This window comes from Rathayibacter sp. AY1D2 (genome assembly GCF_002932695.1).
Lineage (GTDB): Bacteria > Actinomycetota > Actinomycetes > Actinomycetales > Microbacteriaceae > Rathayibacter.
The window spans coordinates 43,733-68,507 of record NZ_PSVX01000001.1 but is presented as its reverse complement, the minus strand read 5'-3'; the positions used below and the strand labels follow the sequence as shown (position 1 = coordinate 68,507).

Sequence of the window (24,775 nt, the reverse complement as noted above, 5' to 3'; positions counted from 1 at the left end):
GGGAGCGCAGCGACCGCGTGCCGAGAACGTCGGAGGAGCCGGCCGCGCAGCGGCTTGCGTGGACGCCGCAGGCCCGTACGTTGCCGAAGGCTTCCAGGCAAAAATGCGCACAGCGCACAGCACCGCGTCGACCGGAGGTCGGCGTCCATGTCGGTGCCCGCGTCCGAGATCGTCTGCGCACCAGGGGCGTGCTGCTCCATCGGGCCGCACGTGCTGCCTTTGTATGCAGTGCGTACCGCTGAGAAGCCGCATATCTCCGCGGAGTAGGCCAGTTCCGCCGCGCCACCGGTGCGAGCATGACCGTAGGAGGCCTGGATGCGTGACGCGGTGATGGTCGTCGAAGACGACGTCGAGATGGGCGAGCTCATCAAGCGGGGCCTCACCGGCGACGGCTACGACGTCGACCTGTTCTCGAACGGGGTCGACGCGCTCAATTCGGCGCGCGAAGCGGACTACTCCGCGGCGATCCTCGACGTGATGCTCCCGGGGATGAGTGGCTTCGAGATCTGCCGGCACCTGCGCGCGAGCGGTGCCACGCTCCCGGTGATCATGCTCACCGCCCGCGACGCCCTGCAGGACCGCGTGTTCGGCCTCGACGCGGGCGCCGACGACTACCTCGCGAAACCGTTTCACTTCGAGGAGCTCTCCGCCCGCCTCCGAGCGATGATCCGCAGAGAGCACCTCACGAACCGGGCACCGGTCGTGCTGGGAAATCTGCGCGTCGACCCCTACGCGCACGCCGCGACGGTCGACGGCGCCGTCCTGCCTCTGAGCCCCAAGGAGTTCGGCGTCCTCCGCGCGCTCGCGGCGCGCGCCGGGGACTTCGTGCCGCGGGAGGAGATCCTGCTCGAGGTGTGGGGGTCGGCGGAGGTCGTGGACCACAACATCGCGGAGCAGTACATCAGCTACCTCCGCCGCAAGCTGGCCGCGGGCGGGGCGTCGGTCGAGATCCTCACCCGACGGGGTGCGGGCTATCGCCTCGGGGTGACGCCGTGAGCTGGCGGTCCCTGTCGATCCGGGTGCGGATCACGGTGTCGAGCCTGCTGGTCGCGATGCTGTTCTTCGGGATCGTCGCGGTCGTCGTGCGCGAGCAGCTCGATCACATCCTCGATGCCTCCACGATCGAGCTGGTCCGCTCGGGAGCGTCGCAGGCGCTGATCGAGGAGAGCCGCGACACCGCCGAGGCCGTCGTCGGCGGCGTCAGCACCACCCTGCTGATCGCCCTCGCGATCCTCTTCGTCGCGTTCGCCGCCACCTCCTGGCTCCTCGTCGGCCTCGCGCTGCGCCCCGTCGGCCGCATGCGCGCCATCGCCGACCGGCTACGCCACGGCCGCTCCACCGAGCTCCTCCCCGTCGGGCCCGCCCGCGACGAGCTCTCCGACCTCGCCGCGACCCTGAACGCGCTGATCGCGGATCTGCGGGAGTCCGCGGACCGGGAGCGGCGGCTCGTCGCCGACGCGAGCCACGAACTGCGGACCCCCCTCGCCGCCCTGCGCACCCGCCTCGAGCTCGCCGAGCGCGTCCGCGACGATCCGGCGGCGCTCTACGCCGACGTCGTCGACGCGCGCCGCTCGATCGACCGCCTGCAGTCCCTGACGGACGGGCTGCTGATCCTGTCGAGGATCGACGCTGGCATCGCTACCGGCGACGCCTCCTCGGCGGCTCTGCGGGAGGAGGTAGCCGACAGCGTCGACCGCGCCCGGATGCTCGCCCGCGAGCGGGACCTCGCGATCGACTTCGTCGCCCCCGCCTCGATCGTCGCCGCCCGGTACCCGATCTCCCCGACCGATTTCGGCCGGATCCTGGACAACCTGCTCGCGAACGCCGTCACTGCGACGCCCGACGGCGGCAGCGTCAGCGCGACCCTCGTCGAGCGCGCCGAAGAGATCGTCCTCTCCGTCGACGACGACGGCCCGGGCGTTCCTGACGCGTTCCTCGCGGTCGCGACCGACCGTTTCACCCGCCCGGATGCCGCCCGCTCCCGCGACGGCGGCGCCGGCCTCGGGCTCGCGATCGTCGCCGGTCTCAGCCGCGCCGCCGGCGGCGAGCTCCGACTCCGCAACCTCGCCCCCCACGGCCTCGGTGTCGACGTCCGCATCCCCGCGACGCAGCCCCACCCGACCTCTCGCAAGGAGAACCGATGATCGACCCCCAATCCCTCCTCGACGGCGCCGGCCCCTGGGCGATCGCCCTGGTCTGCCTGATCGCCTTCGTCGAGACGGGCCTGCTGATCGGGTTCTTCCTCCCCGGTGACACCCTCCTCTTCTTCACCGGTGTCTTCGTCGCGACCGGCGTGATCTCCCTGCCGGTGCCGCTGGTGATCCTGATGGTCGCCGCCGCCGCGTTCCTGGGCGACCAGCTCGGGTTCGTCATCGGCCGCGCGAGCGGGCCGCGGATCTTCGAGCGCAAGGACAGCGGGCTCTTCAGCCGCTCGAGCGTCGCCCGCACCCAGTCGTTCTTCGACCGGTTCGGCGGCTGGGCGGTCACCATCGCCCGCTTCGTGCCGGTCGTGCGCACCTTCGCCCCCGTCGCCGCGGGCGTCGGGAAGATGCACTACGGCCACTTCGTCGGCTTCAACGCACTCGGCGCCGCCGTCTGGTCCACCGGCGTGATCCTCCTCGGCTTCTTCCTCGGGCAGATCCCCGGCGTCGCGGACTTCGTGGGGAAGTACATCGACATCGTCCTCGTCGGCATCGTCGTTCTCAGCCTCGCCGGCATCGCCCTCACCTACTGGCGGCAGAAGAACCGCGCCGGACGCGACGCCTGAGCCCAGCGCTCAGGGGGTCGCCGTGACGGCCGCGCGCGGTCGGCGGAGCGCGATCACCGCGACCAGCAGCAGGAACACCGCGAGGGCCGCGAGCGTGACCGGGCCGGTGCCCAGGCCCAGGCCCTTCTGGGCGACGGGATCCGCGAGCCAGTCGCAGACCGAGGCGCCGAGCGGTCGCGTGACGACGTAGGCGGCCCAGAACGCGAGGACCGCGTTCCGCCCCGTGAACCGGTGTGCGAGAGCGGGGATCGCGATGATCGCCGCGAACAGGACGGCGGAGGGCAGGTAGCCGAAGCCGAGGGTCGACGCGGTCAGGTCGCCCGCTGCGGTGCCGAGTGCGAACGTCCCCGAGACGGCGAGCCAGTAGAACGCGGCCCGGCGCGGCGTCGTGATCGAGTGGATCGACAGCGTCCGCTCCACCCGCCACCACACGGGGAAGACCGCCGCGAGAGCCACCGCGAACCCGAGGGTGGAGACGAGGTACGGGACACCGGCGACCACGTGCAGCACGTCGGCGGCCATCGTGCCGAAGACACTCACCATCAGCACCGCCAGCCAGTACACCCAGGGGACGTACCGGCGGGCTGCGAACTGCAGCGCCAGCGCGGCGAGGAACGCGAGCCCGGTCACTCCGACAACGATCACCGGGTCGAACGCGGTCGCGAGGAAGTCCGACGCCGTCTCGCCCATCCCCGTCGTCAGCACCTTGAGGACCCAGAACAGCGCCGTCGCCTCGGGCACCGTCGAGGCGGCGTAGCGGCCGGCGAGGAGGCGGGAGCGGATCCGAGGGAGCGGAGGGCGGCGCTGATCGGTGAGATGCGTCATGCCGCCATGGTCGGCCAGTCTGCGGCACCCGGGGCTGGGGGCTTCGCCGGGTCCGTTGAACAAGCGCACAGCGACCCGCTCACCGGCAGCGCTGCCCGCTGCCTTCCGCCGTCATCTGGTCGGACGGTGCCCGGAGAAGCGCCGCCAACGGAACGACGGTGATGCAGCACGTTCGGTGTGCAGCCTGACCGCGAGCGGCGCCCAGACGATCAACGCCACCCCGGCGCCCAGGAGCAGCCCGCCGACGGTGTCGGAGATCCAGTGCGCACCGAGGTAGGTGCGGCTGAGCATCATCGCCACCGTGTAAAGGGCTCCGGCGATGCGGACCCACCACAGCGGGAAGACGATCGCGAGGACCATCGCGGTCGTGGCGGCGTTCGCGCTGTGGCCGGAGGGGAACGAGCCGAAGTCGGCGTTCACGAGGATCTCCAGCGGCCGCGGACGACCGACAGCGTTCTTGAGGATCTGCACCAGCAGCCCGCTCAGCGGCGCGGCGATCGCGAAGTACGTCGCCGCCCACCGACCCCGCCAGACCAGCAGCCCCACGAACACGACGAGCGGAATCACGATCGTGCCGACGATCCCGCCGCCGAGGCTGTTCATCACCAGCGACGGCACCAACCAGAACGTCGACCGGTGCTCGATGATCTCGTTCATCCACGCGGTGTCGAACCCGAACGGCTTGTCGTGCTCCCGGTAGAAGATCAGCGCGGCCAGAAGTCCCGTGAGCAGCACCGCGAGGCCCGCCGAGATCAGCGGCCAGCGTCGCGCCGCCCGATAGGCGATCGCACCATCGGCCGGGGGTCCGCTGTTCGGCATCAGTGCCGTCCTCCTCGCTCGGCGCGCAGCACGCCGGAGGAGTCCACGCTACGAATGCGCGGGCTCCGGGTGCGGAGGATTCCCCCGCATCCGTTGTGAAAGCACAGAACCTGAGCCCATCGGCTCGGTACCGACCTGGTCGAACCGCGGAGCTTCGGGTCGTTGTGAGCAAACACAACGCAGCACGGCGCATCCCGAGCCGCCGCCCACGTCCCGGCTGGGACTCTGCGGGCATGGACATCTCAACGACGGCAGCACCGTCCCGCGGCCGGCGGCTGCTCAGCAAGGTCCCCGAGGTCACGATCTGGTTCTGGATAATCAAGATCCTCTGCACCACGGTCGGTGAGAGCTTCGCCGACTGGATCAACATGGTCCTCGGCGTCGGCCTCATCGCGACGGCTGTGATCTTCATCATCGTCACCGCGGTCGTGCTCGCCGTGCAGATGCGGCTGCGACGCTACGTGCCCGCCGCGTACTGGCTGACTGTCGTGGTGATGAGCGTCACCGGCACCCTGCTCACCGACATCCTCACCGACCAGCTCGGAGTGCCTCTCTGGGCCAGCTCCCTCGTCTTCTCGCTGCTGCTCGTGATCGTGTTCGGCGTCTGGTATTCGAAGGAGCGCACCCTCTCGATCCACAGCATCGACACCACCCCGCGGGAGGCGTTCTATTGGGTCACCGTCCTGGTCACCTTCGCGCTCGGCACCGCCCTCGGCGACTGGACTCTCGAGCTCACCGGCTGGGGCCCTGGCGTCTCGATCCTCCTGCCCCTCACGCTGCTCGCGATCGTCACCGGCCTCTGGCGCTACGGCGCGAACCCGGTCCTCGCGTTCTGGATCGCCTACATCCTCACCCGCCCCCTCGGCGCCAATATCGGCGACTGGCTCGGCCTCTCCCCCGACGAGCAGGGCCTCGGGCTCGGCACCTTCGTCACCAGCATCATCTTCCTGCTCGCGATCCTCGCCACCGTCGTCTACCTCTCCCTCAGCAAGGCCGATGTCGACAAGGGCGCATCCGAGCACTACACCACGCCAGTCGCCCGCGAACGCCGTTCACTCGTCGCCTTCGCGGTCCTCGCCGTCGCCGTCGTCGGGCTGCTCGCCTTCACCAACAGCCAGCCGCACACCAGTCCGGCACCGGAAGGCGCAGCCCCGGCCTGCGATGCGTCGGGAACGCTGTCCGCAGCTGACGCGAAGGCATCCGTTCAGACCGACTTCCCCTCCGCCGACGTGCAGAACTTCCAGACGATCACCGCCGACACCCTCGCCCTCGTCACCAGCGGCGATCAGGCCGGCGCGAAAGCCCGCGCCACCGACCTTGAGACCGCCTGGGACGACGCGGAGCCCGCACTGAGCGCCGCGAACTGCCAGACGTGGACCTACGTCGACCAGCAGATCGACCCCGTTCTCTCCTCCGTCCGCGCCGGCAGCCCCGACCCGGTTGTCGAGAAGACGAGCATCCAGGACCTGCTGACCACTCTCGCCGGACGCTGACATGAGGCGTCAAGGTCTTCTTTTGCGACCCGAATCTGGCCTCCTCCGACCAATTGATCACTGCCGCCCTGCCCTGCCGCCGCCGCAGCGGCATCGGCGCGACTCAACACATCGATCGGAACCGGTCGGTGACAAATCGGTCCGCTACTGAACCCATGCTCGAGCTCGTAGACGCACTCCGAGCACACGGGGCTGCCGACCAGGCCGGCGTCCGCGAGGTGCTCCACCCAGGGGTGCGAGCACTCACCACAAACCTCAGCGAGCAGAACCCGGAACCGGGCGCGGCGCGAACGGCGAGCGTCAGCTCGCCGGCGCCACTGCGAGAGGCCGACCATCACGTGAGCGTAGCGAGCGCGCCACCAAGCAATCGCGCGCTTCGCCTCATCCGCATCGCCTCTGGCGTCCCGTTTGGGGATTCCCATACGGACGGTAACTAAGGATCTATCCGGCGGTGATCAGCTCGCCGGGCGCACCGAGAGACGCGAGGTCGACATCGCCCTGTGACGTCAGGAGCTCTCCGCTGATCCCGTCGTAGACGGCGGTGAAGACGTCCACCCGATGGAGGTCGAAGCCATAGGGCACGTCTGTTCTCTCCGCGGGCGCGTGCACGGTCAGCGCCCAGACCGGCTCGTCCTGTGCGACCCAGTAGTGGTCCGCGAGAGCGGGGTCATACGCGGCGAGCTCCTCGTACGTGGTTCCGACCGCGTAGATCGGGTACTGCTTCTTCTCCTCCGCACTGAGCGTCGAGAGGAGTCTTCCGGTGCCGTTGGCCAGGTCGAGCGCCGGATTTGTCAGCTGCTGGACGTCGATGATCGGCCCCTCAGAGGCGGCGGCGGCGATGGGGGTGCCCGGCGGGCCCTGTGTCGGGACGGTGGGTGTCAGGGCCTCCGTCGTCTCCGTTGGTTGGGCAGGCGTCTCGGTGGAGATGGGGGTCATGCTGGCGGTGGCGTCGATGGTGACGGGGCCGGAGCGGATGCGCATCGTCGTGGAGGTCTGGGTGAGGCTGACGTCCTTGGTGCCCAGGACGTCCATCAGCCACTGCTCTCGTTCGCCAGCGGCGGCGAGGCAGCCGACGTAGGTCGTCGCGGGGCCCCCGCTGACGACCCACACGGACGTCTGCAGCCCCGCGGACTGGAGGTCGTAGGCCAGCGTGTTGCACGGCCCGTCGACGCTGAGCTTCGACCGGCCGTCGATGCCGATGATGCGAAGGCTGACGGGGTGATCGAGCAGCCATCCGCCTGATCCTTGATCGCCGATGACCGAGGTGGTCTCGTAGACGGACCTGGTCGCGTCCTCGGCGCTGAGCAGCTCGCCGGGTATCTGCGTCGTCGGTGGGGAACCGGGGCTGCCGGCGCTCGTCGCGCATCCACTGACGAGGAGCGCCGCGGAGAGGCAGAGGATTATGAGGGGGAGGACTCTCGCCCGCCTGACGGTCACTGGTCCACTCCGGTCTGCGTCGCGGGCGGATTGGTGCAGTCGACCGCGGTGGTCAGTCCCGTGAAGATCTCGATCCGGCCGCCCTCCTGGCACACCTGAGTTCCTGCGAGGGAGAACAAGGCTGCGTCAGTCCCGTCTGCGTCGGTCCCCGTGAGCGCAGCGCACGCCGCTGCGAGCGACGCAGTGGACTGCTTCGCGGGCGTCTGAATCTCGCCCGACAGGGCAACGCCCTGCCCGTCCTGTTCCCAGCAGGTGACGGGCGCTGCGACCGGAGTGCCGCGCTCCGTCGTCACCGCCGTGAGGACTGCCGCGCTGAGGACGGCGCCGGCGATGCCGGCGAGCGTCACCGCCGCGGCCTGGCGAAGACGTCGGCGGCGGCGGATTCGGTCCGCGAGGCGTGCGCTGATGCGCTCGAGCTGCTCATCGCTCAGGTCACGACTGTCCATGGTCCTCTGTCCGTTCCGTCAGGGCTCTCGTCACCGATGCCCGTGCCCGCGAGAGGCGATTGCGGACCGTCCCGTGGGACAGGCCGAGGGAACGCGCGGCATCGCTGTAGCTGAGGTCGTCCTCGATGCACGCCGTCCAGATCGCACGGTCCGTCGCGCTCATCTGCTCGACCAGACGTCGCACGTCCAGCAGCCGCTCGCTCGCCTCCGCGTCGACGCCGCGAGAGGCGGTGTCGTCGGAGAGGGGCAGGTGGCGTCGGCGCTGCTCGCGGCGATTGGTCGAGAAGCTGAGGTTGCGTACCGTGACCAGCAGCCAGGGCAGCACCGACTTCCCCACGATGCGCACGCCCGAGCGGCGCTGCCAGAGCAGGAAGAAGCTCTCCTGCACGACGTCCTCGGCATGACCGGCGTCCGCGAGGAAGCTTCCCGCGGCGCGGTAGAGCGCGCGGCCGTGCATCCGGAAGAGAGCATCCAGCGCCGAAGGGTCACCACCGCGAAGACGATCCACCAGCGTCACCTCAGTAGCACCGACCATCCGACATCACCCCCTCAGTAGTGAATGCCCTCAGAGCACGGTTTCGTCCCAGACTGCACGGACGAACGTCGCCAGTCCCTCGATGTGTCTGTGAACGATCCCCTTACGGGGCAACGATCTGGAGACCCTCTTCGTCTTACGCGCACTCTGCTTAGGCGAGACCCTGCTGAGAAGCCGAGTTCAGCGCCTACTGTGACGTGAGCGGCAGAACGAGGGGACTCATGCGACCACTTGAACTGACTATCGGCACCCGCCACTTCTACCTCGCCGGCGAGACGAACCTCGGAGAGCTCGAACGTGCGATCGAGGAGGCTGCCCGCGTAGGCGGCGGCATGATCGAGATCCCTGGCCTGCAGCAGCACCGCGTCTGGGCGCTGATCACACCGAGCACGCCAGTTTTCCTGGAACACGTCGACCCGGCCGATGTCGGCCGTGATGACCACGACGGGCTCACATCGTCAAGCGACTACGACCTCCAGGGCAGCCTCTCGGGATGGGACGCTTAGCAGGCTGATCGACTCCGACCAGTGAACGATCCTTGTGTCGCCGGCGGCGCTCCTCCTCCGGACCTCGTCGTCAAGCGCTGCCGGGCGCTGCGAGCTCGCCGGTGACATACTGCGCTCGGCCGTAGCCGAAGGACCAGTCGGCTGCGGTGTTCTCGACGAAGCCGATGACGAGGTCGGCGCTGTCGACGCCGACCTCCTCGAGCGCGGCGGCGAGGGCGGCGAAGAACGCCTGCTTCTCCCCGGTGCTGCGGCCGGCCTGGGTGAAGATCTGGATGATGACGATCTGCTCGGACCGCTCGATACCGAGTCCGACGTCCAGGGCGGTGAGCCGGCCGGGCTTGTGCTCGGTGACGATCTGGAAGCGGTCACGCTCCGGGAGGCCGTACACCTCGACGAGGGTGCGCATCAGCGCGTCACCGAGTGCGGTGATCTGCTGGTCGGAGCGGCCCTCGATCAGGTCGATGCGGATGAGCGGCATGGTGATTCCTTCGGTCCGGGATGTGCTGGCACCGTAGCTCCCGGCCGGCGCTGGGCTCTGCCTCTTCCCTGCGTCTCTTCTCAGCCGGGGCAGCACCGACGGGATTGGGCAGGCTTTTCTGGCTAGCGCTTCCGAGGGGTGGGTGCTTGCATGGCCCTCATGTCGACCCCATTCACGCCTCAGCCCTCCTCGCCCCGCGCGGAACCGCACGACAGCGCGATTTCAGGGCGGCTGAACTGGTTGCGAGCGGGCGTGCTCGGCGCGAACGACGGCATCGTCTCGGTCGCCGCTCTCGTCGTGGGTGTCGCCGGAGCGACGACCGCCACGGCACCGATCCTGACGGCGGGCGTCGCAGGGGTCGTCGGCGGTGCGATCTCGATGGCGCTCGGCGAGTACGTGTCGGTGAGCAGCCAGAGCGACAGCCAGCGCGCACTGATCGCGAAGGAGCGGGTCGAGCTGGCCGAGGACCCCGACGGGGAGCTGGAAGAACTCGCCTGGCTCTATCGAGCGCGTGGCCTGACCCCGGAGACAGCGCATCAGGTCGCCCGCGAGCTGACCGAGAACGACGCTCTGACCGCACATCTGGAAGCGGAGCTCGGATTGAACGAGGAAGCGGTCGCCAGCCCGCTCGCCGCCGCCGGCGCCTCGGCGCTGGCGTTCCTCCTGGGAGCCGTGCTGCCGCTGCTGGCGATCCTGCTCCCTCCGCCGGACTGGAGGGTTCCGGTGACCTTCGCCGTGGTGCTGATCGCCCTCGCCGCGACCGGATACATCAGCGCACGGGTCGGCGGCAGCCCGGCTCTGCGCCCGATGATCCGCATCGTCGTCGGCGGCGCTCTGGCCCTCGCGGCGACGTTCCTGATCGGCCTGCTGCTCGGCACGTCCGGCGCAGTCTGATGTCCCGGATCCTCGTCGTCGAGGACGACCCGCAGATGGGTGCCCTCGTCGAGCGGGGACTGCGGGAGGACGGCTACGACGTGCAGCTCGTCGACAACGGCGTCGACGCGCTGATCGCCTTCACCGCGGGAGACGTCGATGTCGCCGTCGTCGACGTGATGCTGCCAGGGATGACCGGGTTCGAGGTCTGCCGACGGATGCGGGAGTCGGGCAGCACCGTCCCGGTCGTGCTGATCACGGCGCGGGACGCCGTCGAGGACCGGATCTTCGGGCTGGACTCGGGCGCCGACGACTATGTCACCAAGCCGTTCCACTTCGGCGAGCTGAGCGCCCGGATCCGCGCACAGATCCGGCGCCGAGCCAGCGGCCCGCAGCCAGTGGTCCAGATCGGAGCGCTGCGCCTGGATGCCCTGTCCGTGCGCGCGACGGTCCGAGAGCGTCCCTTCGCGCTGAGTGTCAAGGAGCTCACGCTGCTGCGCTTCTTCGCCGTGCATCTCGATGAGGTACTGACCCGGACGGAGATCCTCGCCGAAGTGTGGGGGTCTACGGAGACGTTCGAGCCGACCCTCGTGGATCAGTACGTCAGCTACCTCCGCAAGAAGCTCGCCCTCGCCGACACAGGCCTCCGGATCACGACCGTCCGCGGCGCCGGATACCGGCTGGAGCGCGCCGAGTGAGGCTGCTGCGCTCCCTGTCGATCCGCTCCCGGATCACCCTCGGCAGCCTCCTCGTCGCGCTGATCGGGGTCGGCGTGATCACCCTCGTGCTGCACGGGCAGTTCCGCAGCATCGTCGTCGCGTCCGAGGTGACCCTCGCCGAGGGCGACCTCGCCCCGTATCTCGCCGATCTGGGATCGGACCCGACCGAGACCCCCGACCCTCCGGCCGAGGGGATCCTGATCTTCGCGCGCGCTCCCGGCGGAGCGGTCCCCGTCGATACGATGCCGCACGACGTCCACGAGGTTCTGGAGCGCAGCACCGGCAGCGACGGCACCTCGACGGTGATGACCGACGAGGACGTCCGGTTCACGATCGTCTCCCGGACCCTGGACACGAGTGCGGGCACGTGGGAGCTGTGGGCGGCTCGCAGCGGCGCCGGCAGCGACCTCACCGTCGCGGCCCTGGACCGGACGCTGCTCGTCAGCGCCGCGGCCCTCGTGATCCTGTCCGCCCTCGCCGCATGGCTGCTCACCGGCGCCGCCCTGCGTCCGGTCGAGCGGATGCGCCGCACCGCCGCGTCGCTCGGCGACCGGCACGGCGGCGAGCTTCCCGTAGGCCCGGCGACTGATGAGCTGTCGGATCTGGCGGAGACGTTGAACGCGTTCATCGCTCGGACGCGGGACACCGCCGATCGGGAGCGGCAGATGGTGTCCGCGGCAAGCCACGAGATCCGCACGCCGCTGGCAGTCGTCATCACCCAGCTCGAACTCGCGCACCGGCACTTCGGCGACGCGGACGCCCTCGAAGAAGAGATTCGCGCCGCCGAGGGGTCCCTCGCCCGCCTGTCCCGCCTGGCGACGAACCTCCTGGAGCTCTCCCGGCTGGACGCCGCCCCGCCCGTCACCGCGCGCGCGACGGCGAGCGAGCTGGAGACCGAGCTGATGGACTCCGTCGACCGGCTGAGGACGATCACCGGCGGCACCGGCCCCGACATCGAGCTCGATACCGCGATCGAGCGCGCCGACGCGCCCTACCCGCTCTCGGTGAGCGCGTTCTCGCGGATCCTCGACAATCTCGGCGCGAATGCGATCGCCGCAACACCTCCTGCCGGACGCATCACCCTCCTCCTCGAGCAGCACGATTCCACCCTCGAGCTGAGCGTCCGGGACACTGGGCACGGCATCCCGGAGGAGTTCGTGCCGCACGCGTTCGAGCGCTTCTCTCGACCCGACGAGGCGCGCACCAGCCGCGACGGCGGCAGCGGGCTCGGGCTCGCCCTCGTCGCAGCTCTCGTTGACACCGCGGACGGATCGGTCACCATCGAGAACTGTCGACCCGCCGGAGTGACGGTGACGGTCGTGCTGCCCGAGCGGTGACATGTGAGACCTCGAACACGAATCGGGCTCCGGCGGGGAATCGGCACGCATCCCTCATAGTCGACACCAAGACTCCCCCGCGACGGTAGGAGCGCGCCCCCGGAAACCCGAGGTCGGCGCATGCGACACCGACCGGAGGGCGCCGCCGTGAGCACCACGATCCGACCGACCGACGCACCCGCACCCCACGCGCCGACCACGCTGCGGCGGTCGCAGGCCGACCGCGAGCGATCCCTGCGTCGGCGCCTGCGTTCCGCGGACGCGCTCGTCACCGCCAGCTGGGTCTCGGTCGCCCTCGCCATCGCGCTCTACCTCGCAGCCGGCGGGCCCGCGGAGGCCACCGATATCGCCGGAGCTCTCACGGCCGCAGGGATCGTCGCCGGCCTCGTCGGCACCGACCTGATCCTGGTCATGCTCGTCCTCGCCGCCCGGATCCCCTGGATCGATCGCACCTTCGGCCAGGACACCGCGATGGCGCTGCACCGTCGCCTCGGCAAGCCCGCCCTGTCTCTGATCCTCGGGCACGGTGCCCTGCTCACCGTCGGCTACGCCCTCACCGACGGGCTGACGCTGTGGAACGAGACACTCGCTCTGTACTCCGGCGCCGACATGGTCCTGGCGCTGCTCGGCAGCACCCTGCTGGTGCTCGTCGTCGTCACCTCCCTCGTCGCCGTGCGCCGCCGCTTCGCGTACGAGGCGTGGCACGCGATCCACCTCCTCAGCTACGCGGCGGTCCTCGTCGCCGTCCCCCACCAGCTCTCCGCCGGCCAGGTCCTCGCCGAGAGCACCCCGCAGCGCGTCTACTGGCTCGCCCTCTACGTCCTGGCGTTCGGAGCGATCGCCAGGTTCCGGTTCGCGGTGCCGGTCCTCACGACGCTGCGGCACCGGATCCGGGTCGAGGCCGTCGAGACGATCGCCCCCGGCGTCTTCTCCATCCACCTCTCCGGCCGCGACCTCTCCCGCCTCGGCGTGATCGGCGGGCAGTACGCGATCTGGCGGTTCTGGAGCCACGGCACCTGGTGGCACGCCCACCCGATCTCCTTCTCCGCCGTCCCGACCGACACTCGCGCGCGGATCACCGTCCGCGCACTCGGAGCCGGGACCGACCGGCTCGCACGACTGCGCTCCGGGACCGCGGTCTCGATCGAGGGCCCTTACGGGATCTTCACCGACGTCGCCCGCACCGCCCCGCGCCTCGCGATCATCGCCGCCGGCATCGGCATCACCCCCGCTCGAGCGCTCCTCGAGCACGGCGGCCTGCGCCCCGGCGAGGCCACCGTCCTGCTGCGCGCCACCGACGACTCCCAGACCTACCTCTGGGACGAGACACAGACACTGGTCCGCAGCAGCCACGGCGCACTGTTCGGGATGATCGGCCGGCGGCCCGCAGGGCTCGCGACGTGGATGTCCGCCGAGTCCATCGCCCGCGGTGTGACGCTCGCCTCGGCGCTGCCGGGCCTGCTCGACTCCGACCTGTTCGTCTGCGGTCCCACCGCCTGGGCCGACCTCGTCGTCCGCGACGCGCGAGCGGCAGGCCTGCCCGACCGGCAGATCCACGTGGAGAGGTTCGACTGGTGAGAACACGAGCAGCAGTCGCCAGCGTCCTCGCCTCCCTCGCCGTCCTCGTCGGCGGCTGGCAGATGGGATCCGCCGGCGCCACCGGTTCCCCGCTCGCCACCGGGACGAGCGCCACCACAGCCACGGAAGGAGCGGCTCCCGCGGTGACCACGCCGACCCCGGCCGGCGCCCCCGCCTCGACGACGCCCTCCGCCGGCGCGCCCACCGACCCGTCGGCCGGTACGAGCTCGACGGCCACTGCGAGCCCGTCCGCCTCGGCCGACGGCACGTGGACCGGCTCATCTGTTCCGACTCGCTTCGGCGCTGTGCAGGTCGCGATCACCGTCGCCGGCGGGCAGATCACCGACGTCACGGCCGTGCACCTCACGGACAAGGACGGCCGGTCCGTGTCGATCTCGCACCGGGCCGCGCCGATCCTGCGTCAAGAAGTCCTCGCCGCCCAGTCCGCGAACGTGCAGGCGGTCAGCGGAGCGACCTACACCAGCGACGGGTACCTCACCTCCCTGCAATCGGCGATCGACCAGGCCGGACTCTGACCGTGCACACGTTCACGACGATGGGCACCGTCGTCAGCCTGCGCGCCGCCGACGACACCCCGGTCGGCGACGTCGAAGCCGTCTTCGCCGACGCCGACGCCCGCTTCAGCCTGTACCGGCCGGAGTCGGAGGCGTCCCGGATCGCCCGCGGCGAGCTCGCGCTGACGGCCGCGTCCGAGCAGATGCGGACCGCCTACACCGAATCGCTGCACTGGCGAACGGCGACGGACGGCGCCTTCACCCCGCACCGGCCCGACGGGGTCATCGACCTCGCCGGAACCGTCAAAGCGACCACCATGGCGCACGCGGCCCGGCTGCTCGGCGACGGCGAATGGCTCCTCGATGTCGGGGGAGACGTCCTCACCTCGCCCGCCGACAGCTGGACGATCGGGATCGTGGATCCCGGCGACCGGCAGGCGCTGCTCTGCATCGTCCCCCTCGGCGACGGTCGCCGCGCGATCGCCACCTCCGGGGCCGCCGAACGCGGAGAGCACGTCTGGCGCCGACCTGCCGAGCCCGGTGACGTCCCCTTCGTGCAGGTGTCCGTGATCGCCGAGGACATCGTCACCGCCGACGTCCTCGCGACCGCGATCCTCGCCGGCGGCGTCGGGACGCTCGACACCGTCACCGACCGCTTCGACGTCGACGTCCTCACCATCGACGCCGCCGGTGCCCTTCTCGTGACCGACCGGCTCCGCCGCCTGATCGCACCGGCGAGCCGGCACACGTCCTGACTCCGCTCGGTCGGCTCCTCGCATATCGGCGGTGAAGCGGGGAGTCGGCTCGGAGGACGGGCGAGTGATCGTTCGAGGGCTCACACGAACACGTCCAACGGCAGAGCGCGCAGGGCGGGGCGCGTTAGCGTCACGAGGACAGCCCCCCTCTCGACCGAAGGCGCCCCCGATGAACGACTGGCAGATCAACGGCCTCCCCCTCCACCCGCTCCTCGTGCACGCCGTCGTGGTTCTGCTCCCCCTCGCCGCACTGATGCTCATCCTCGGCAGCCTCTGGCCGGCCGCCCGCCGCAAGTTCGGGATCCTCACCCCGATCATCGCCCTCGCCGCGCTGATCGCCGTCCCGCTCACCACGCAGGCCGGAGAAGCGCTCGAGCGACAGACGGAGCCGTCCGCGATCCTCGAGAAGCACACCGAGCTCGGCGACCACCTGCTCCCCTGGGCTGCCGGCCTGTTCCTCGTCGCCCTGGTCCAGTGGCTCTGGTTCCGCCGCACGCGACGAACCGAGGACCGAGCCGCCACCACCCGCCGCCCCCTCGTCGGAATCGTGCTCGCCGTCGCAGCGATCGCCATCTCCGTCGGAGCGACCATCGACGTGATCCGCATCGGCGACTCCGGCGCACAAGCCGTCTGGTCCGACTCCACCTCGAGCACCAGCACCGATCAGGCACCCGCGCCCGACAGCGACGACGACTGACCCACCCGCTCTCGGGCACTGCCCTCTCCGGCTGACACCGCCCCCTCTTCGCAGGAGGATGGTGTGAGTGCCTCAGCACTCGACGCCATCTGCGAGGTCCTCGGCTGCCAGGTGGGCGACATCCTGACTCACGTGCCGGACGACGTCGGGAGCAGTACGGATCGGCTCGGTGACCGAGCGGCCCGCTGACACGTCGCACCTCGGTGGTCGACTGGTCACCGCGGGCGTCGTCCAGCTGGTGGCCGTCGTCGCGCTCAATGTGCTGGGGCCGATCGTGCCCGTCTGAAGGATCTCCGGCCCGAGCGCTCAGGGTCCACTGCGGTCCCCGATCTGTCGCCTCTGCTCTGCTGGGCGATCGCCGCGGCGGTGTTCCTCGTCTGGGCCTGGTCGACGGCGTGGCCGGCCGGCCCGGAACGCACCCGCGACCTCGCCCGCCACGAGGACCGGTCCCGGAAGCTGGTCGACTCGCTCATCATCGCCGCCACCTTCTTCAGCCTCGTCCTCGTGGTCGTCGCACTCCTCCGCAGCCAGCAGAAGGACCCCGTCGGATCCGCGGCCGCGATCCTCGCGGTCGTCGGGGTCGTCGCGGCCTGGGCGCTCATCAACACCGTCTACGCCTTCAAGTACGCGCGCATGTACTACCTCGACGACCGCCACCGCTTCGACTTCGACCAGGACGAGGAACCGTCCTACAGCGACTTCGCCTACACCGCGTTCTCGATCGGGATGGCCTACAGCGCGAGCAGCATCACCCAGTCCTCCACCCCCTCACGCCGCGTAGCCCTGGCCCACGCCCTGCTGTCCTACTTCTTCGGCACCTTCGTCGTCGCCGTCGCCATCAACCGGATCACCGGCCTCACCCAGGGAGGGTGAGGAGCGCCGCACATCCTCAGGCAGGCGTGTCGGAGCTCGATACTGATGTCATGGCATCACCCCTCGTCTCCGACGTCGCTCACTCCGGTCTCACCGTGGCCGACCTCGACGACGCGCTGGTGCTGTGGTGCTCCGGTCTCGGGTTCGTGCTCGAGCGCACCTTCACGCTCGACGTCGACGTCACGGCGGCGACCACGGGCGTCCGTGGAGCCGTGATCCGCGCAGCGACGGTGACCCTCGGCCCCCACCGGGTGGAGCTGCTGCAGTACGACCCGCCCCGACAGCTCGAGTCCGCCGGCTCGCCCGCACAGGTCGGCACGGTGCACATCGCGCTCACGGTCTCGGACCTCGATCGTGTCCTCGAGCTCTGCGCTGGACACGGTTGGAGACCGGTCGGGACACCTCACCGGATGACCGCTGGCGCCCGAGCCGGCACGCGCATCATCTACCTCGAAGGTGCCCTCGGCGGATTCCTCGAACTGATCGCGCCCCCGCAGCTCCCGTAGGCCGCGTCGGCCGATCGCGTCGAGGGCCCGATCTCTCAGCCCGCCAACCTCGCCATCCACTCCTCCACCGCGTCGGGCGTGCGCGGCATCGCCGCCGAGAGCAGGATCGACGACGTCTCCGTGACCACGAGGTCGTCCTCGATCCGGATGCCCAGGCCCCGCAGCTCGGCGGGGACCGTCAGGTCGCCCGGCTGGAAGTAGAGGCCCGGCTCCACGGTGAGGGTGTGGCCGGCCGCGAGCACTCCGCCGAGGTAGGTCTCGTGCGGAGCGTGGTTGCAGTCGTGCACGTCCATCCCGAGCATGTGCCCGGCGCGGGAGATGCTCCACCGGCGGTGGTACGACGCGGACGGGGCCATGGCCTCGTCGACGGAGCAGCGGATCAGGCCGAGGTCGATCAACCCCTCGGTGAGGGCTCGCCCGCACGCGTCCTGGTAGTCCTGGAAGCGCACTCCCGCGCGCAGGGAGTCGATGCCGGCCTGCTGCGCGCGCAGCACGATCGAGTACACGTCCCGCTGCAGCGGAGTGAACTCCCCGCTGACCGGGAAGGTGCGGGTGATGTCGGCGGCGTAGAGCGAGGGCAGCTCGACGCCCATGTCCATCAGGACGAGGTCGCCGTCGGCGAGGGGCCCGGTGTTCCGCGTGTAGTGGAGGGTCGTGGCGTGCGCTCCCGAGGCGACGACCGATCCGTAGGCCGGCCCCTGTCCCTCGACCAGGGCGCGGCGGGCGAAGGTGCCCTCGAGGTAGCGCTCGCCGCGGGGCATCGCGCGGGCGACCTGCCACGCCTCGAGGCAGTCGTCGAAGCCCCGCGCCGTGCCGTCGACGGCGAGCTGCAGCCGTCCGATCTCCCAGTCGTTCTTGATCAGGCGCAGCTCGTCGAGCGTCGCCTTGAGCACGAGGTGCGGTCCGAGCTCCGGTCCGCAGATGCTCCGCACCAGCTCGTCGACGCTCTCGTCGAGGGTGGGCAGGACCCGGATGCGCCGGGCCCGCCGCGCGGCCCGCTCCACGTCGCGGGTGAAGTCGGCCAGCGGCCGGGTCTCGACGCCCAGCGCCGCCTGCGTCTCGGCGAGCGACGGCCGCGGCCCGACCCAGAGGTCGCCGAGCGCGTCGTTCTGCCAGAACTCGTCGCCGTCGCGGCCGGAGGGAGCCCGCAGGTACAGGATCGAGCCGGCCTCCCCTCCCGTCGTGTCGACGACGAGCACGCTCTCGGCGACTCCGTTGCCCGTCAGCCACACGTGGTCGGTGCCCGGGCGGAAGCGGTGGTCGCTGTCGTTCGAGCGCACCCGCGGCAGGCCGGCGGGGACGATCAGCAGCTCGGCGGGCAGCGCCTGCGCCAGTCGCGACCGGCGCTCCGCGGTGTAGGCGAGCACCGGCTCGTCGGGGTCGATCACCGGCTCCGGATCGGCCCAGCCGGCGGTCATGAACGCGCCGTCCCCGGGGAGCGGGCTGCGGTTCACGGCCCTCGGCATGCTCCAGAGTGCGGACTCCTCTGCCCGGGCCTCCTCCACAGCGCTCACGCGCCCGCCCGCTCCAGCGCGTCGGGCAGCTCCTCGAGCCAGGCCGCCCGGTCGGAGTCGAGCGGAGCCAGCGGCAGCCGCCCCAGGCCGTCCGGCAGCGGGATCGCCGCGAGCAGCGCCCGGGTGTACGGATGCAGCGGGCTCTGCCACACCGTCTCGGTCCCCCCCGACTCCACGACCCGGCCGCGGTACATCACGAGCACCCGGTCGGCGATGCGCCGGACCACCGAGAGGTCGTGCGAGATGAACAGCATGCCCGCGCCGGCCTCGACGCTGAGCGAGCGCATCAGCGCGGCGACGCTCGTCTGGGTCGAGGCGTCGAGGGCCGAGATCGGCTCGTCGGCCACGAGCATCCGCGGCCGCGCCGCGAGGGCCCGCGCGATGGCGATGCGCTGCTTCTGGCCGCCGGAGAACTCGTGCGGGAACCGGCTCGCCATCGCCGGGTCGAGCCCGACGCGGCGCAGCCAGTCGGCCGGGTCCGAGCCCTCGGCGCCCCGGGCGAGTGCCGCCCGGACGCCGTCGCCGATCTGCTCGCCGATGCGGCGACGGGGGTTGAGCGAGGAGTTCGGGTCCTGGAAGACCATCTGCACGCCGGTCATCGCCGGACTGCGCCGACGGAGTCCGAGCGCGGGCACGTCGACGCCGTTCAGGCGCACGTCGCCACCGCGGCGCTTCTCGATGCCGACCACGGCGCGCGCGAGGCTCGACTTCCCGCAGCCGCTCTCTCCGACCAGCGCCACGACCTCGCCGGCCGCCACCCGGAAGCCGACCCCGTCGACGGCACGCAGCGGCGGTCGCCGCCCGTACTCGACCACGATGCCATCGGCCTCGAGAACCACTCCCGCGCTCATCGCGCACCCCTCTCGACGTCGCCTGCCGTGGCTGCGCCCGGATCGTCCGCGGCGGCGGCCCTCTCGTGCCCCTCGACGAGCTCGGCGACCAGCTCCTCCGGGCTCTCCTCGAAGCTCGAGCCGGGCAGAGCCGCCAGCAGCGCCCGCGTGTACTCGTCCGCGGGCGCGGTGAACAGACGCTCCCGCGGAGCCGACTCCACGACGAGCCCCTGGCGCATCACCGTCACCTCGTCGGCCACGGCGCTCATCACGCCGAGATCGTGGGTGACGAGCAGGATGCTCAAGCCGCCGTCGTCGACCAGCTCCCGCAGCAGCTGCAGCACTCCGGCCTGCACGGTCACGTCGAGCGCGGTCGTCGGCTCGTCGGCCAGCAGCACGGAGGGCTCGCACGCGAGCGCCACCGCGATCGCGATGCGCTGCCGCTGACCGCCGGAGAACTGGTGGGGGTAGCGCCCGAGGGAGGCCCGGGCGTCCGGCACCCGCACCCGCTCGAGCAGGGCCTCGGCCCTGGACCGCGCGGCCTCCTTGCCGAGACCGAGGTGGTGGCGCAGGTGGTCGGTGAGCTGGCGGCCCACGGTGAGCTGCGGGTGCAGGCTCGTCGACGGGTCCTGGAAGACCATGGCGACCCTGCGTCCGCGCACCGTGCCGAGCACCTGCCGGGACGCGCCGACGAGCTCCGTCGTGCCGTCGCCGGTGTCGTCGGCGAGGCGGATGCTCCCGCTGGCCGTCATCGATCCGGGCAGCAGTCCGAGCACCGCCAGGGCGGTCATGGTCTTGCCCGAGCCGGACTCGCCGGCGAGGCCGTGGATGCCGCCGCGGCGCAGCGCCAGATCGATGCCGTCCACGACGGCGTGGCTGCGGGTGCGGATGCGCAGCCCGCTGATGGTCAGTGCGTCGCTCACAGCGTGGCGCCTCCTCCGCGGATCGTCTGCGACCGCGGGTCCAGGGCGTCGCGCAGGGCGTCGCCGACGAAGTTGAACGCGATGACGACGGTGAGGATGGCCAGGCCCGGGAAGACGCCGATCCACCACGCGTCGAAGTTCTGGATGGCGTCCGACACCATCGAGCCCCACTCGGCGGTCGGCGGCTTCGCCCCGAGCCCGAGGAACGACAGGCCCGACAGCAGGAGGATGGCCGTGCCGATGTCGAGGCTCGCCAGGACGAGCACCGGGCCGACGATGTTGGGCGCGATGTCGCGGACGAGGGAGCGCAGCGGCGAGAAGCCGAGCAGCTGTCCGGACACGACGTAGTTCGACGAGCGGAGGCCGAGCACGAGACCGCGGGTCAGCCGGGCGTAGGACGGCCACGACACGATCAGCGCCGCGAGCACCGCGTTCAGGAGCGACGCTCCGAGCGCGGCCGCGATCACCATCGCCAGGATGACCGTGGGGAACGCCATCACGAGGTCGGTGATGCGCATCGCGACCTCGTCGACCGCACGGCCGAAGAATCCGGCGACGGATCCGACGATCGCGCCGATCAGCACCGACATCACGACGAGCAGCAGGGCGAGCGGGATGGTGACCCGGGCACCCCAGATCACGCGCGAGAACACGTCCCGGCCGAGCGCGTCGGTCCCCATCAGCGTGCCCTCGCCGGGCGCCTGGAGGAGGGGCAGGTCCTGCGCGAGCGGATCGTGCGGGGCGATGACGGGGGCGAGCACGGCGATGAGGATCCAGAGCACGCCGACGGCGGCGCCGAGGAGTCCGAGCGGCGCCGACCAGGGGCCCAGGCGCAGGCGGGGGCGACGCAGGCGGGGGCCGGGGGCGGCGACCGGGTCGAGCACTCCGGCACCGACGCCGTCGCGCGGACCGGCCGGAGCGCCGTCGCGCGGGTCGGACCGGGTGGTTCGCGGATCCGTCACGAGGCCAGCCTCACTCTCGGGTCGAGCACGCCGTACAGCAGGTCGACGATCAGGTTCACGAGCAGGTACATCACGCCGATGAGCAGGCCGACGCCCATGATGCCGCGCAGGTCGAGGTGCGACGCGGCCTGGTAGGCGTAGGAGCCGATCCCGGGCCAGCCGAAGACCGCCTCGACGAGCACGGTGCCGCTGAGCAGGCTGCCGAAGGCGAGGCCCACGACGGTGAGGATCGGGATGCTCGCCCCGCGCAGCACGTAGGAGAAGGTGACCGCGCGGTTCGGCAGCCCCTTCGCGCGGGCGGCCCGCACGTAGTCCTGGTCGAGGATCTCGAGCACCGCGGTGCGCACGAACCGGGTCAGCAGGCCCACCGTGTAGAGCGTCAGGACGAGCACGGGGAGGAAGAGGTGCGACGCCGCGTCGAGGAAGGTGTCGAGCTGGCCGGCGAGCAGGGCGTCGACCGTGTAGAGGCCCGTCACCGTCGGCGGCGTGGTGAAGTCGCTGCTCAGCCGACCGGATCCCGGCGCGATCCGCAGCTGGAAGTAGAGGACGTAGTAGAGGACCAGCGCGAGCCAGAAGGTCGGCACGCTGAGTCCGGCCAGCGACACGACGCGCAGAACGTGGTCGGAGGCCCTGCCGCGCCGGTAGGCGGCGACGGTGCCGAACAGCACACCGATGATCACGCTGAGCACGATTGCGCCGAAGGCGATCTCGAGGGTGGCCGGCAGCGCCTTCGCCAGGTCGGCGACCACCGGGTTGTGCGTGGTGGTGGAGACGCCGAGGTCGCCGTGCAGCAGGTTGCCGAGGTAGGTGAAGTACTGCACGACGAGCGGCTGGTCGAGACCGTACTGGGCGCGGAACTGCGCGACGATCTCCGGATCCTCCGCAGCGCGCTGGCCGAGGGCGGCCGCCACGGGGTCGCCCGGCACGAGGTTGGTCAGGATGAAGGTGACGAGGGTCACGCCCACCACCAGCAGCAGCGAGGTGAGCACGCGGCGGAGCGCGTAGCGGAGGAACGGGTGGGCCGCCCGGCCCCCGCGCTGACGCGGGGTCCGGACGGCCGTCGTGGTGGTGGACACGGGCTACTGCGCGGTGAGGGCCGCGATGTCGATGGTCCACACCGCGTTGTAGACGACACCCGAGACGTCCTTCGCCGCGGCGATGTTGTTGCCGGGCTGGAGCAGCGGGATGAAGGGGCCGTCGGCGTTGAGCGCGGTCTGCAGCTCCTCGAAGCGCGACTGGCGCTCGTCGTCGCTGCCGCCGGTGGCCGCGGCGTCGGCCAGCGCCGAGATCGCGGGGGCCGCACCGTCGGTCCAGCCGGAGCGGAGGCCCACGACGTCGCCCGGGGTGAAGACGAGGTAGTCGCTCGGGTCCGGGTAGTCCGGGCCCCAGTACCAGAGGCCCATGGTCTCGGTGCCGTTGCGGTAGGCGTCGAGCTCGGTGGCGACGGGGGCCGGGGCGAGCTCGACGGTGATGCCGGCGTCCTTCAGCTGCGACTGGATGCGCTGCGCGATGGTCGGGAAGTCGATGCCGTTCAGGCTGATGTCGCTCGGGAAGTTGAGCGTCACGGACTCGCCGGCGTAGCCGCTCTTCGCGAGGTCCGCCTTCGCGGCGTCGAGGTCCTGGGTGAGCGCGCCGCTCTCGGGCAGGGCGCCGAGCAGCATGCTCGGGATGACGCCGGACGCCTGGGCGGTGCCGTTGCCGGCGATCGAGACGAGGTCGTCGTAGTCGACGGCCTCCTTCACGGCCTTCACGAAGTCGGGGTTCGACGTGATCGCCGAGACGCTCGGGTTCTGGTTGAGCAGCAGGAAGATCACGTTCGCCGACGGGTCGCTGGTCACCGCGACCGAGTCGCCGAGCGCCTCCGCCTGAGTGCCCGAGAGGTCCAGCGCCACATCGGCGCTGCCGCCCTCGACGTTGATCTTCTGGGTCGCGCCCTCGACGTTCTGGATGACGACGCGGCCGTAGCCCGGGGCGTCGCCGTCGTAGTTCTCGTTCGCGGTCAGCACGACCTGCGAGGCGAGGTCGAGCGTGTCGAGCACGTACGGGCCGGAGCCGGCGGAGGTGGTGTTGAGGAACGTCTCGGCGGTGTCGGTCTCGTCGGTGGTGCCGCCGTTCTCCTTCACGACCTTCGAGTTCAGGATGCCGAGCGCCGGGTTCGCCAGGATCGCCGGCAGGGCGGGCGTGGGGTTCTCGGTGGTCAGCACCACCGTCGTGTCGTCCTTCTTCGTGACGGTGACGCCGTCGAGGAGGAACGAGGGGTTGCCCTTGAGGCCGATCACGCGCTGCAGCGAGAACACCACGTCGTCGGCGGTCATCGCGGTGCCGTCCGAGAAGGTGTGCTCGCCGTTCAGGGTGAGGGTGAAGGTCTTCGCGTCGTCGGACTGCTCGAGGCTCGCGAGGCCGTCGACGACCTGCGAGACGTCGCCGCCCTCGAAGGTGAGGAGGGTCTCGTAGAGCGCCTTGTCGACCATCTGGCCGGTCGGCTCGTACATGCGGCCCGGGTCGGCGGTCTTCAGGTCGAACGCCTTGTTGATGGTGAGCGTCGCGCTGCTGCCGTCGGCGGTGTCGACGCGGCCCGAGGAGCAGCCCGCCACCAGAAGGGCGAGGGAGACCGCCGCAGCGGCGATCACCACTCGCGTCGGGGCGGAGCGCGGGGTGCGGGTGGAGCGGACAACCATGGAGGCCTCCTGGCGAGGGTTCGGCTGGACGTGTTGCGAAACGATGGCACATCGCGACGCACTCCGTTTCCAGAGGGCCGCTATCGTGGACGAACTGCCGACCGCAGCGACGAAGGAGTGGATTATGTCGATCACCGATCCGGCCGCCGGTGCGGTCGCTGGACAAAGCGCGGGCGGGCTCGACGACCTCAATCTGCGCATCCTCGCCGTGCTGCGCGAGAACGGGCGCATCTCGATGTCCGCCCTGGCCGAGCGGGTGAACGTCTCGCGGGCGAGCGTCTACAACCGGGTCGAGCAGCTGACCGCATCCGGCGTCATCACCGGATTCTCGGCCCTGGTCGATCCGGGAAAGGTGGGGCTCGACGTCTGCGCCCTGGTGTTCGTGACGGTGCATCCGCAGTCGTGGCACCGGTTCCGCGAGGGCATCCTCCAGATGCCCGACGTCGAGTACTGCTGCATCACGACCGGCGAGCACGACGCGATGCTCCTGGTCCGCTCGCTCGACATCGGCGGCGTGCACGACTTCGTCACCGGCGTGGTCGCGGCCCGGCCCGAGGTGAAGTCGGTGGTCTCGGTCGTCGTGCTCGACGAGGTGGTGCGCAAGGCCTACCTGCTGCCCTCCGACATCCCCGACCGCTCCGGATCGACGAACCGGCTCGGCATGACGCGGTTCACCACCGCGGGGAACGGCCGCGACGCGGCGCGCTGA

Annotated in this window: 28 protein-coding genes; 16 read left to right on the top strand and 12 right to left on the bottom strand. The window is 70.8% G+C overall.

All coding sequences use genetic code 11. The features are described 5' to 3' along the window. Nucleotides 1-315 precede the first annotated feature (315 nt). From C5D04_RS00365 to C5D04_RS00355, 3 genes are read left to right on the top strand one after another with little or no spacing between them, the layout of a single operon-like run. The gene (locus tag C5D04_RS00365) at nucleotides 316-996 is read left to right on the top strand and encodes a response regulator transcription factor (RefSeq protein WP_104347012.1); all 681 of its coding nucleotides are present in this window, start codon (nucleotides 316-318) and stop codon (nucleotides 994-996) included. Continuing rightward, a complete protein-coding gene (locus C5D04_RS00360; RefSeq protein ID WP_258068799.1) occupies nucleotides 993-2,144 on the top strand; it encodes a HAMP domain-containing sensor histidine kinase in 1,152 nt (383 codons plus the stop codon). The genes C5D04_RS00365 and C5D04_RS00360 overlap by 4 nt, the downstream gene beginning before the upstream one ends. Further along, complete coding sequence (locus C5D04_RS00355; protein ID WP_104226507.1) at nucleotides 2,141-2,767, top strand: DedA family protein; 627 nt, start codon at nucleotides 2,141-2,143, stop codon at nucleotides 2,765-2,767. The genes C5D04_RS00360 and C5D04_RS00355 overlap by 4 nt, the downstream gene beginning before the upstream one ends. A gap of 9 nt (nucleotides 2,768-2,776) precedes the next feature. Here the strand turns inward: C5D04_RS00355 and C5D04_RS00350 are convergent, their stop codons facing one another. Continuing rightward, nucleotides 2,777-3,592, bottom strand: a complete 816-nt coding sequence (locus tag C5D04_RS00350) for a hypothetical protein (protein ID WP_104347011.1) — start codon at nucleotides 3,590-3,592, stop codon at nucleotides 2,777-2,779. 111 nt (nucleotides 3,593-3,703) lie between these two features. Continuing rightward, the gene (locus tag C5D04_RS00345) at nucleotides 3,704-4,411 is read right to left on the bottom strand and encodes a phosphatase PAP2 family protein (protein WP_181068049.1); all 708 of its coding nucleotides are present in this window, start codon (nucleotides 4,409-4,411) and stop codon (nucleotides 3,704-3,706) included. A 233-nt stretch (nucleotides 4,412-4,644) separates the two neighbouring features. On the opposite strand from C5D04_RS00345, the gene C5D04_RS00340 reads away from it, so the two are divergent. Further along, nucleotides 4,645-5,904: a hypothetical protein gene (locus C5D04_RS00340; RefSeq protein WP_104226509.1), complete on the top strand. Its 1,260-nt coding sequence runs from the start codon at nucleotides 4,645-4,647 to the stop codon at nucleotides 5,902-5,904. Nucleotides 5,905-6,345: 441 nt separating this feature from the next. On the opposite strand, the gene C5D04_RS00335 is transcribed toward C5D04_RS00340, so the two are convergent. From C5D04_RS00335 to C5D04_RS00325, 3 genes are read right to left on the bottom strand one after another with little or no spacing between them, the layout of a single operon-like run. Further along, a complete protein-coding gene (locus tag C5D04_RS00335; protein WP_104347010.1) occupies nucleotides 6,346-7,341 on the bottom strand; it encodes a hypothetical protein in 996 nt (331 codons plus the stop codon). Further along, nucleotides 7,338-7,787 carry a hypothetical protein gene (locus tag C5D04_RS00330; RefSeq protein ID WP_104257594.1) on the bottom strand — a complete coding sequence of 150 codons (450 nt, stop codon included), beginning with the start codon at nucleotides 7,785-7,787 and terminating at the stop codon, nucleotides 7,338-7,340. The genes C5D04_RS00335 and C5D04_RS00330 overlap by 4 nt, the downstream gene beginning before the upstream one ends. Then, nucleotides 7,774-8,304 carry an RNA polymerase sigma factor gene (locus C5D04_RS00325; RefSeq protein WP_181137643.1) on the bottom strand — a complete coding sequence of 177 codons (531 nt, stop codon included), beginning with the start codon at nucleotides 8,302-8,304 and terminating at the stop codon, nucleotides 7,774-7,776. The genes C5D04_RS00330 and C5D04_RS00325 overlap by 14 nt, the downstream gene beginning before the upstream one ends. Nucleotides 8,305-8,543: 239 nt before the next feature. On the opposite strand from C5D04_RS00325, the gene C5D04_RS00320 reads away from it, so the two are divergent. Then, a complete protein-coding gene (locus tag C5D04_RS00320; protein WP_104325995.1) occupies nucleotides 8,544-8,828 on the top strand; it encodes a hypothetical protein in 285 nt (94 codons plus the stop codon). 70 nt (nucleotides 8,829-8,898) lie between these two features. Here C5D04_RS00320 and C5D04_RS00315 read toward each other — a convergent pair whose 3' ends face one another. Next, nucleotides 8,899-9,306 (bottom strand): tautomerase family protein, encoded by a 408-nt coding sequence (locus tag C5D04_RS00315; protein WP_104325996.1) that lies wholly within the window; start codon nucleotides 9,304-9,306, stop codon nucleotides 8,899-8,901. Between the two features lie 150 nt (nucleotides 9,307-9,456). On the opposite strand from C5D04_RS00315, the gene C5D04_RS00310 reads away from it, so the two are divergent. From C5D04_RS00310 to C5D04_RS00265, 10 genes are all read left to right on the top strand, one after another. Next, complete coding sequence (locus C5D04_RS00310) at nucleotides 9,457-10,200, top strand: VIT1/CCC1 transporter family protein (protein ID WP_104226515.1); 744 nt, start codon at nucleotides 9,457-9,459, stop codon at nucleotides 10,198-10,200. Continuing rightward, nucleotides 10,200-10,877, top strand: coding sequence for a response regulator transcription factor (locus tag C5D04_RS00305; protein WP_104226516.1), 678 nt, complete (start codon nucleotides 10,200-10,202; stop codon nucleotides 10,875-10,877). The genes C5D04_RS00310 and C5D04_RS00305 overlap by 1 nt, the downstream gene beginning before the upstream one ends. After that, complete coding sequence (locus C5D04_RS00300; RefSeq protein WP_104347009.1) at nucleotides 10,874-12,235, top strand: cell wall metabolism sensor histidine kinase WalK; 1,362 nt, start codon at nucleotides 10,874-10,876, stop codon at nucleotides 12,233-12,235. Before C5D04_RS00305 ends, C5D04_RS00300 begins: the two co-directional genes overlap by 4 nt. A 147-nt stretch (nucleotides 12,236-12,382) precedes the next feature. Beyond that, nucleotides 12,383-13,813, top strand: a complete 1,431-nt coding sequence (locus tag C5D04_RS00295) for a ferredoxin reductase family protein (RefSeq protein WP_258068797.1) — start codon at nucleotides 12,383-12,385, stop codon at nucleotides 13,811-13,813. Then, nucleotides 13,810-14,349 carry an FMN-binding protein gene (locus C5D04_RS00290; protein ID WP_258059424.1) on the top strand — a complete coding sequence of 180 codons (540 nt, stop codon included), beginning with the start codon at nucleotides 13,810-13,812 and terminating at the stop codon, nucleotides 14,347-14,349. Before C5D04_RS00295 ends, C5D04_RS00290 begins: the two co-directional genes overlap by 4 nt. 2 nt (nucleotides 14,350-14,351) lie before the next feature. Next, nucleotides 14,352-15,083, top strand: a complete 732-nt coding sequence (locus C5D04_RS00285; RefSeq protein WP_258066080.1) for an FAD:protein FMN transferase — start codon at nucleotides 14,352-14,354, stop codon at nucleotides 15,081-15,083. 169 nt (nucleotides 15,084-15,252) lie between these two features. Then, nucleotides 15,253-15,780 (top strand): DUF2231 domain-containing protein, encoded by a 528-nt coding sequence (locus C5D04_RS00280; protein ID WP_104226519.1) that lies wholly within the window; start codon nucleotides 15,253-15,255, stop codon nucleotides 15,778-15,780. Nucleotides 15,781-15,843: 63 nt separating this feature from the next. Beyond that, nucleotides 15,844-15,969, top strand: coding sequence for a helix-turn-helix transcriptional regulator (locus tag C5D04_RS18845; protein WP_181065426.1), 126 nt, complete (start codon nucleotides 15,844-15,846; stop codon nucleotides 15,967-15,969). Between the two features lie 93 nt (nucleotides 15,970-16,062). Beyond that, entirely contained in the window at nucleotides 16,063-16,653 is a 591-nt protein-coding gene (locus tag C5D04_RS00270) for a DUF1345 domain-containing protein (RefSeq protein WP_104347007.1), read from the top strand. A 50-nt stretch (nucleotides 16,654-16,703) separates the two neighbouring features. Next, nucleotides 16,704-17,159 carry a VOC family protein gene (locus C5D04_RS00265; protein ID WP_104308035.1) on the top strand — a complete coding sequence of 152 codons (456 nt, stop codon included), beginning with the start codon at nucleotides 16,704-16,706 and terminating at the stop codon, nucleotides 17,157-17,159. Between the two features lie 35 nt (nucleotides 17,160-17,194). On the opposite strand, the gene C5D04_RS00260 is transcribed toward C5D04_RS00265, so the two are convergent. Genes C5D04_RS00260 through C5D04_RS00235 form a run of 6 tightly spaced genes read right to left on the bottom strand, consistent with a single transcriptional unit; the run spans nucleotide 17,195 to nucleotide 24,066 of the window. Further along, complete coding sequence (locus tag C5D04_RS00260; RefSeq protein ID WP_219814995.1) at nucleotides 17,195-18,613, bottom strand: aminopeptidase P family protein; 1,419 nt, start codon at nucleotides 18,611-18,613, stop codon at nucleotides 17,195-17,197. Between the two features lie 56 nt (nucleotides 18,614-18,669). Next, a complete protein-coding gene (locus C5D04_RS00255; protein WP_104347006.1) occupies nucleotides 18,670-19,524 on the bottom strand; it encodes an ATP-binding cassette domain-containing protein in 855 nt (284 codons plus the stop codon). Continuing rightward, nucleotides 19,521-20,426: an ABC transporter ATP-binding protein gene (locus tag C5D04_RS00250; protein WP_104347005.1), complete on the bottom strand. Its 906-nt coding sequence runs from the start codon at nucleotides 20,424-20,426 to the stop codon at nucleotides 19,521-19,523. The genes C5D04_RS00255 and C5D04_RS00250 overlap by 4 nt, the downstream gene beginning before the upstream one ends. Further along, entirely contained in the window at nucleotides 20,423-21,388 is a 966-nt protein-coding gene (locus tag C5D04_RS00245) for an ABC transporter permease (RefSeq protein WP_258068796.1), read from the bottom strand. The genes C5D04_RS00250 and C5D04_RS00245 overlap by 4 nt, the downstream gene beginning before the upstream one ends. Next, nucleotides 21,385-22,464 carry an ABC transporter permease gene (locus tag C5D04_RS00240; RefSeq protein ID WP_104223257.1) on the bottom strand — a complete coding sequence of 360 codons (1,080 nt, stop codon included), beginning with the start codon at nucleotides 22,462-22,464 and terminating at the stop codon, nucleotides 21,385-21,387. Before C5D04_RS00240 ends, C5D04_RS00245 begins: the two co-directional genes overlap by 4 nt. Nucleotides 22,465-22,467: 3 nt before the next feature. Further along, nucleotides 22,468-24,066: an ABC transporter substrate-binding protein gene (locus C5D04_RS00235; protein WP_104223258.1), complete on the bottom strand. Its 1,599-nt coding sequence runs from the start codon at nucleotides 24,064-24,066 to the stop codon at nucleotides 22,468-22,470. A gap of 124 nt (nucleotides 24,067-24,190) precedes the next feature. Here C5D04_RS00235 and C5D04_RS00230 point away from each other — a divergent pair, with 124 nt between their 5' ends. Next, nucleotides 24,191-24,775, top strand: coding sequence for an Lrp/AsnC family transcriptional regulator (locus C5D04_RS00230; protein WP_104223259.1), 585 nt, complete (start codon nucleotides 24,191-24,193; stop codon nucleotides 24,773-24,775).

What these genes read in the sequence shown, in the direction of transcription:
- C5D04_RS00365 (WP_104347012.1), top strand. Translation starts at nt 316, where the DNA reads ATGCGTGACGCGGTGATGGTCGTCGAAGACGACGTCGAGATGGGCGAG.
- C5D04_RS00355 (WP_104226507.1), top strand. Translation starts at nt 2,141, where the DNA reads ATGATCGACCCCCAATCCCTCCTCGACGGCGCCGGCCCCTGGGCGATC.
- C5D04_RS00350 (WP_104347011.1), bottom strand. Translation starts at nt 3,592, where the DNA reads ATGACGCATCTCACCGATCAGCGCCGCCCTCCGCTCCCTCGGATCCGC.
- C5D04_RS00345 (WP_181068049.1), bottom strand. Translation starts at nt 4,411, where the DNA reads ATGCCGAACAGCGGACCCCCGGCCGATGGTGCGATCGCCTATCGGGCG.
- C5D04_RS00340 (WP_104226509.1), top strand. Translation starts at nt 4,645, where the DNA reads ATGGACATCTCAACGACGGCAGCACCGTCCCGCGGCCGGCGGCTGCTC.
- C5D04_RS00330 (WP_104257594.1), bottom strand. Translation starts at nt 7,787, where the DNA reads ATGGACAGTCGTGACCTGAGCGATGAGCAGCTCGAGCGCATCAGCGCA.
- C5D04_RS00320 (WP_104325995.1), top strand. Translation starts at nt 8,544, where the DNA reads ATGCGACCACTTGAACTGACTATCGGCACCCGCCACTTCTACCTCGCC.
- C5D04_RS00315 (WP_104325996.1), bottom strand. Translation starts at nt 9,306, where the DNA reads ATGCCGCTCATCCGCATCGACCTGATCGAGGGCCGCTCCGACCAGCAG.
- C5D04_RS00310 (WP_104226515.1), top strand. Translation starts at nt 9,457, where the DNA reads ATGGCCCTCATGTCGACCCCATTCACGCCTCAGCCCTCCTCGCCCCGC.
- C5D04_RS00305 (WP_104226516.1), top strand. Translation starts at nt 10,200, where the DNA reads ATGTCCCGGATCCTCGTCGTCGAGGACGACCCGCAGATGGGTGCCCTC.
- C5D04_RS00280 (WP_104226519.1), top strand. Translation starts at nt 15,253, where the DNA reads ATGAACGACTGGCAGATCAACGGCCTCCCCCTCCACCCGCTCCTCGTG.
- C5D04_RS00265 (WP_104308035.1), top strand. Translation starts at nt 16,704, where the DNA reads ATGGCATCACCCCTCGTCTCCGACGTCGCTCACTCCGGTCTCACCGTG.
- C5D04_RS00255 (WP_104347006.1), bottom strand. Translation starts at nt 19,524, where the DNA reads ATGAGCGCGGGAGTGGTTCTCGAGGCCGATGGCATCGTGGTCGAGTAC.
- C5D04_RS00235 (WP_104223258.1), bottom strand. Translation starts at nt 24,066, where the DNA reads ATGGTTGTCCGCTCCACCCGCACCCCGCGCTCCGCCCCGACGCGAGTG.
- C5D04_RS00230 (WP_104223259.1), top strand. Translation starts at nt 24,191, where the DNA reads ATGTCGATCACCGATCCGGCCGCCGGTGCGGTCGCTGGACAAAGCGCG.